Raw genomic sequence first — 1,420 nt, 5'->3', positions numbered from 1 at the left:
CTTCCGGCTTCGCTTCATCTTTTTGTTCTTCTTGTTTCGCTACCTCTTCTTGCTTCGGTTCTACCTTCTTCTCAGGCTTTACAGCTGCCTCTTCACATCCGGCAAGTAGCCCGAGCGAAAGCAGTAAAGAAATGAACCATTTCACCTTACTCATCCTATCTCTCACCTTTCATACGAAAATTAGGAGCAAATAATTGCTCCTAATTTTTTGTTAAGCTGCTTTACGTCTCCATAATACATATGCAGAAGCAATACATAATACACCCATACCTACTTCTGTTGCTGCACTATGAGAAGATGCTCCTGTTTTTGGTAGACTGTTACCGTTTCCGATTTTTTTATTCTTAACCGGTTCGTTATCTACAACTACTTTTAGATTTTCATCTTTTGTTTCTTGTTGTACTTGGTTTTGTTCTTTCGGTTCTTCAGTAACTTCTTTTTCTACTACATTATTTTCTGGTTCAACGACCTTTTCTGGCTCTTCAATCGGTTTTGGCTTAATTACATCACCAGCGTCTACATTAGACCAATCATAAATAGATTTTCCCATTTCCTTAAATTGAAGTAATGCTAAAAGAGCCTGTTCTGTAGCCATTCCGTTACCATTTTGATCACTTGGTAACCATTTAAATTCACCATTTGAAAGTTGATATGATAATAGGTTTTGCATTGCCTTATGAAGACGATTTTGATCTACATCTTTAACAAGAGATAATCCAATAATTGCTTGCGCAGTACTATTTGAATTTTCTTGTCCATCAGCTGAAAAACCGCCATTTTGCAGCTGTTCGTTATATAAATACGCAACAGCTTTTTGTATAGCTGGTTTCACATCTGATCGCTCTTGATAAGGAGCTAATGCTGATAAAACCATACCTGTTACATCAACGCTACTAGCACTATCTTTACTACCTGAACTATTATAAGTCCATCCACCGTCTGTATGCTGATTATTTAACAGTGCTTCCACTAGAGCAACTCTGTTCCATTTTGATTCAACTGGAATCTCATACTTCTTCGTATCAAATGCAAGTAAAGCAAATGCATAACCTGTAACAGAATTCACTTTATCTGACTCATACAATTTTTGAACTAAATTATGTCCACCTACATTTTTAGGGTCTGCACTCATTGCATTCATCATAATAATTGTTCTAGCTAAATCTGTCGCTGAAAAACGATTAATGCGCTTTTCTACTTTTTCAGTTACTGACTTAACATAATTTAATTTTGCCTCAATTGGCACATTCTTTCCAGAACGAGAAAGCGCTACAGCTACCCAATCACTTTCAATTCCATCTTGTAACATCTTGTCTGATGTTTTAGAAATGGCTTCATTTAATTGTGCACTTGGAACTTGAATGTTCTCTTGCTTTGGTTGTTCTGTTTTTTTACCATTTTCACCTTCTGGTTTTGGCTC

The 1,420-nt window shown here is 36.4% G+C and carries 1 protein-coding gene; it reads right to left on the bottom strand.

What is annotated here, in order from left to right; genetic code table 11:
- Positions 1-211: 211 nt before the first annotated feature.
- A partial coding sequence (locus MR170_RS30600; RefSeq protein WP_242310636.1) for a prenyltransferase/squalene oxidase repeat-containing protein occupies positions 212-1,420 on the bottom strand: 1,209 nt, incomplete at its 5' end.

The sequence above is a fragment of the Bacillus cereus group sp. BfR-BA-01524 genome (assembly GCF_022662595.1).
Classification (GTDB): domain Bacteria; phylum Bacillota; class Bacilli; order Bacillales; family Bacillaceae_G; genus Bacillus_A; species Bacillus_A thuringiensis_S.
The sequence above is the reverse complement of the archived record's forward strand: the minus strand, read 5'-3'. Positions and strand labels throughout refer to the sequence as shown.